Genomic DNA, 5,615 nt, shown 5'->3' with positions numbered 1-5,615 from the left:
TATCACACGCGCCTCTACGCCGCCGCGAAGGTTGCCGCCGAACGCCGCGACCTCGATCTTATTCAGCTAAACAGCTTCGGCTGCGGCCTGGACGCGCTCACCACCGACCAGGTGCAAGAGATCCTGGAAAGCGCCGGCAAAATTTACACCGTGCTTAAGATCGACGAGGTCTCCAACCTGGGCGCCGCCCGCATTCGCGTGCGCAGCCTGCTCGCAGCGTTGAAAGACCAGGCCGATGAAGAGGCCGACGCCAAAGCCGCCGCGCAGGAATGCCCCGCGTGCAGCCTCGACGTGAAAGAGCTTCTAGCCGAGGCCGAAACGCGCGTCGCAGCCGCCGAAGCCGCCGGCTCCAGCAAACAGACGGCCGGTTCCGCCGACGCCGCAGCCATTGAGGCCGTAGCCCAGGCCATCGAGCCCCCGGCGACCTTCACGGAAAAAGCCGCGCCCGAAGCTCGCGAGCGCTTCAAACAGCGCGAGGCAACCTCAACCGAGTTCGAACGCGTGCAGTTCACCGAGGAAATGAAGGAAGCGGGCTACACGATTTTGGCCCCGCAGATGGCTCCGTACCACTTCGAGCTGCTCGTGCCCATTTTCAAGCGCTTCGGCTACAACGTCGATTTGCTGCCGAGCGTCGACCACGGCGCTGTGGACGCGGGCCTGAAATACGTGAACAACGACATTTGCTACCCTTCTATCCTGGTCACGGGCCAAATTATGGAAGCCGTTACCTCGGGGCGCTACGACACCGACAAGCTGGCCGTGCTCATTACGCAGACCGGCGGTGGCTGCCGCGCCACCAACTACATCTCGCTCATCCGCAAAGCACTCAAAGCCGCCGGCCTTGGCCATATTCCGGTTATCGCGCTTTCGTTCAAAGACCTGGGCGAGGTGAACCCCGGCTTCAAAATCACGCCGAAGATGCTGCTGCAGGCTGTATACGCGCTGTGCTACGGCGACCTGCTCATGATGACGCTCTACCGCACGCGCCCCTACGAGATTGAGCCAGGCGCGGCCAACCATCTGTTCGACCACTGGATGGCCGAATGCAAGGCGCAGCTGGCGCGCGGCGTGAAGCGTTCGGAATTCAAGCGCACCGTGAAACAGATCGTGGAAGACTTCGACACGCTGCCGCTGCAGGGCGAGGGCACCAAGCCGCGCGTCGGCGTCGTGGGCGAGATTCTGGTGAAGTTCCACCCCACGGCGAACAACCAAATCGTCGACGTGATCGAGCGCGAGGGATGCGAGGCCGTTGTGCCTGGCCTCATCGAGTTTTTCCTGTTCGGCATCGCGGGCGGCATTTTCCAGAAAGACCCGCTGGGCCGTTCCGCCAAGGGCGCGCTTGGCGGCAAAATCGGACTGTCGGCCATCGCGAAGTTCCGCAAACCGGTCAACGACGCGCTCGCAGCATCGACGCGCTTCAACCCGCCGGCGAACATCTATGAGCTGGCCGAATACGCAAGCGAGATTTTGAGCCTGTGCAACTCGATGGGCGAGGGCTGGTTGCTCACCGCCGAAATGGTGGAGCTCATTGTGTCGGGCGCGCCAAACGTAGTGTGCACGCAGCCATTCGCATGCCTGCCGAACCACGTGGTGGGCAAGGCTGTGATCAAAGAGCTGCGCCGCCGCTACCCCGAGAGCAACATCGTGGCCGTCGACTACGACCCGGGCGCGTCTGAGGTCAACCAGCTCAACCGCATCAAGCTCATGATTTCGGTGGCGAAGGCGAACCTCGAGGAAAAGGAAGAGGCCGCCCGCGCCGAGCGCAACGCGAACCTCGCCAAGCCCGCCGACGAAGAAGTAGTCGGCGGACTCGAGGTCGAGGAAGAAAAGCTAGGCTAGGAAGGCGCGAGCGTATTCCACGCCCCGACCTGCTCAATGCTCGTAGCATTGAGCAGGTTTTCTCGGTAGACGCAGCCAACGCGAATGGGTGGCCGAAACATGTTTTCGACCACCCATTCTTTTGCCGACATTGCATTCGCCTCAGAGCCCACGCTCCCGCAGACCCGCTAAACACCACAGCATTTAACGGGTTGCTAGCATGTTAGCTCCATATCTTGCTAGCAAGCACCTTCGACCAGGCGATACCCGATTCCCCATACCGTTTCAATTATGCGAGGGTCGCTCGGGTCGTCTTCGATTTTATTGCGGAGCTTCTTTATGAACACCGTAATGCTTTGCGTTTCACCGACGAATTCGGCGCCCCAAGCGTCTTCGATAAGCTGTTCTTTCGAAAGCACCGTATCGGGTGTACGGGCAAGCGCGAGCAGGATCTTGAACTCTTTCGGCGTGAGTTTGATAGGCGTTCCGTCTTTGGTGACCTGGTGCTTTGCAGTGTCTATCACGAATCGGCCAAGCACAAGCGTTTTCGGCTCCGGCTTAGCGGGCGCAGCATCCATATGGGCGCGACGCAGGTGCGCCTCAATATGCATAAGCAGCTCGCGAGGGTCGAAGGGCTTGGTCATATAATCATCGCCGCCAGCAGCAAACCCTATGCCTTTATCGACGATATCGCCTTTTGCGGAAAGAAAAATCACCGGAGCCGTTACGCCCCGGGTGCGCAATTCGCGACAAGTGGCAAACCCATCCATCCGCGGCATCATGACGTCAAGAATCAAAAGGTCGAACGAACCGTTCTCAAACGCCTCGAGCGCATCAGCGCCATCTTCGACGCAGACGCATTCATGACCCTCGTCCTCAAGCAATCCGCTTATGAGCTTCTGAATGCTCACCTCATCATCAGCAAGCAGAATCTTCATCGAAATCCTCCTCCTCGTCCGGCAGGGGAACATAAGGAATGCGCACGCAGAACGTGCTGCCGACCTTGCGCTGCGATTCGACGGTCGCCACGCCGCCGTGCAATTCTGTCAATTCCTTCACAACGGCAAGGCCCAAACCTGTGCCGCGATAGCGACGATTAGGCGATTGACCAGCTTGTTTATACAACTCGAAAATATCTGAAATATCGCTTTCGTCAATACCCATTCCATCGTCTGCAACCGTGACGCAAATAGTGCCATGCGGGGCAGAAGAACAGGGGAGGGGGACTTCCCAATCGTGACGCGCAGAGTCCAATCCCGCCTTGGAATCGGAACGCACGGTGACATTGCTGCCATCGCCGTACGCAAGCTCGCCTTCGTCCCCTGCGAACGCCCCACCATCGTACGCTCGAGGGTCGAGCGACGCCAAGAACGTCGCGCGAACGTCAACGCGACCACCGCGATGGGTGTACTTGATGGCATTGTCGGCGAGGTTCTCAATCACGCGACGCAGCTTTTCCCAGTCGGCCATAGAGATTGGCACGTTCGCATCGGCCTTTGCGGAAAGCGCGATGTCCTTGTTGGCGGCGATAGGATCGAGCGTCTTCTTGATGAATCCAAGCAGGTCAACAAAGTCGACCGGCTCGACAAGCAGTTCGTTGCGATTGGCTTCAGCCTTCGAAATAGTGAGAATATTGTTCACCAAATTAAGAAGCAGCGTTCCGTTTGCCTCGATATCGGCAATGGATTCGTGCGTTTTTTCATCGAGGTTCGAGTTCTCGAGCAGCAAGCGCGCAAAGGCGAGAATCGACGTAAGCGGCGTGCGCAGCTCGTGGCTCACGATGGCGAAAAACTCGCTTTTATAAGCCGATTCCTCATGCAGTTTATCGACCGCCTTTTTCAACTCACGCTGCTGGTACATGAGCATATCGTTGAGCACACGCGTTTCTTCGGTTTGCTTCTTCACTTCGCTATTCAAGTCGGTGCACAAGCGCTCAAGATGGCGCGCCATAGAGTCGAAATCGCGCGTGAACTCGGATAGCTCGTCTTCGCCTCCGACGCGCGGCGACGTGTCGAGCTTGTAATCGAAATTGCCCGATTCGATATCATGCGCCGCCTGCGAGAGGCTCTCGATGGGGCGCAGCAACAAGCGATTCGCCGCAAGGAAAATGCCAAGGCCAGCAACCGCGACCATGATAAGCACCATAAGAGCCTGCTGCGTGACGGATGTCGCAATGCCTTCTTCGTAGATACTCATAGGCTCGGTAATGGACATAGCGCCGCCAATGTCGCCTACCTTCATGCCCTCTTTCGGGTAGCCATACTGGTCGATTTCTCCAGCTGGCTCACCGTGGCACTCAAGGCACGATTCAGTCACATACAACGGTTCGGAATAGCGGAACACGCGCTGGCCCGTTTCCTCGTCGGTTCGAACACCGCTATACGAAGCGAGGCTCGAATCGGCGCGGAACGCATCGAAGGCCTCCTGTTCAAAGGCGTCGGGCGCATTCGCTTTCTGCCGGGGAGTTTCCCCTGTGAAGCGAATAATGTAGTCGGTGTTGCTTGTGAACAACGTGCTCACAGACTTAGCAGCTACTACGCACACGAGCGTTTTCGTGCGGAAATTGCCATCCTCATCTCGGTTGATGACATCTTGGTTCATGTCGATAAAATCCCACATGGCGCGCATCTCGGAAGCAAGCACCTCGGCCTTTTCACGAGCTTCGTTCTCGGCCTGCGTGCGCTGGAGGCTGTAATTCCACAACGCATCGGCGCCCATGAGCATGACGATAAGAACGATTACGATGATCGCCATTTTGCTGCGTAAGCCGCGACGACGAGATGAACCCCTTGCTTTTTCAGGCACGAGCTTCAAATTCCTCACTATGGTTTGCTTTCCGCTCGTTCGCTCGTTCAATCGGTCGGACATTGATCCCCCTTGCGCCAAACGCGAACCCCCATTCGCCAGCTGGCAAGCATAATCTTCATGCCTAGTATCCCTGAATAATAGAGTGAGTTTGCGATTGATTCGATGTTAATAATTTCTTAAGAATTAGAGCATTTTCTTAATGAAATATTACAGCCAGTTCAATTGAGTTAACCAGGGGTAATGATGAAAATATGAAGCATCCTTTCAAATCTTTAAGGAAAAAGGGGGAAAGATATGAAAGAGCATGCAGAAACCGCCATGCCCGCTCTGTCCCGCAGGGCGTTCGTGGGAACTGCGGCCGTTACCGCTGGTGCAGTTGCTGCAACAAGTCTTGTCGGCTGCGGAAGCACAGGGGGCAAAAAGGCCGACAAACAGGAAGAAGCCGCAACCGATCCATACGAGGGCGCGCAAATTTTCTATTCAACCTGCCCGCCAGAATGCCAGCACCACAACCTGAAGGCATATGTCATCGACGGCAAAATCGCCAAAGTTGAGTCTTCCGAGCTCAATGATTGCGCAGCATGCGCCCGAGGCATCGCTCGCGGATTCATGACGAAAGATCCCAATCGTCTTACCAAGCCTCTGCTCCGCACTGGCGACAAGGGGTCTGGCGAATTCAAAGAAATCGAATGGTCCGAAGCCTTCGATTTGATTCAGGAAAAGTTCCAGGATGCAATCGACACCGACGGCGTTCATTCTATTTGCTATGTAACCGGATCGGGCAACTTCGGTGCAATGCACGGCCCCATCGCGTCGGCGTTCTTCGCTCACCTGGGCGGAGCCTCGACGACCGTTGGCTCGCTGTGCTGCGCTGGAACCAGCGCCGCCGAAGTGCCTATTTACGGACAGCGCTTCCTTGACACGCGCAACCAAATCGAGAAGAGCAATTACGTCATCGCCTGGGGCAACAACCCCGCTATTTCCAAGCA

The 5,615-nt window shown here is 56.9% G+C and carries 3 protein-coding genes and 1 pseudogene; 2 read left to right on the top strand and 2 right to left on the bottom strand.

Annotated features, from left to right (window positions below; genetic code table 11):
* A pseudogene (locus ACWI8T_RS07805) lies at nucleotides 1-1,839 on the top strand (2-hydroxyacyl-CoA dehydratase); the annotation flags it as partial.
* A 218-nt stretch (nucleotides 1,840-2,057) separates the two neighbouring features.
* On the opposite strand, the gene ACWI8T_RS07800 reads toward ACWI8T_RS07805, so the two are convergent.
* Both ACWI8T_RS07800 and ACWI8T_RS07795 read right to left on the bottom strand, forming a co-directional pair.
* Entirely contained in the window at nucleotides 2,058-2,756 is a 699-nt protein-coding gene (locus ACWI8T_RS07800) for a response regulator transcription factor (RefSeq protein ID WP_449138528.1), read from the bottom strand.
* On the bottom strand, nucleotides 2,737-4,641 hold the full coding sequence (locus ACWI8T_RS07795) for an ATP-binding protein (RefSeq protein ID WP_449138527.1): 1,905 nt from the start codon (nucleotides 4,639-4,641) through the stop codon (nucleotides 2,737-2,739). The genes ACWI8T_RS07800 and ACWI8T_RS07795 overlap by 20 nt, the downstream gene beginning before the upstream one ends.
* A gap of 279 nt (nucleotides 4,642-4,920) precedes the next feature.
* Between ACWI8T_RS07795 and ACWI8T_RS07790 the strand changes: the two genes are divergently transcribed.
* Nucleotides 4,921-5,615, top strand: a 695-nt coding sequence (locus ACWI8T_RS07790) for a molybdopterin-dependent oxidoreductase (RefSeq protein WP_449138526.1), incomplete at its 3' end; no start/stop codon positions are given.

The sequence above is a fragment of the Slackia sp. genome, assembly GCF_977041755.1.
This window is presented reverse-complemented; position numbering and strand designations above follow the sequence as displayed.

Excerpts from the sequence above, each read along its gene's own strand:
- ACWI8T_RS07800 (WP_449138528.1), bottom strand. The coding sequence starts at position 2,756 with ATGAAGATTCTGCTTGCTGATGATGAGGTGAGCATTCAGAAGCTCATA.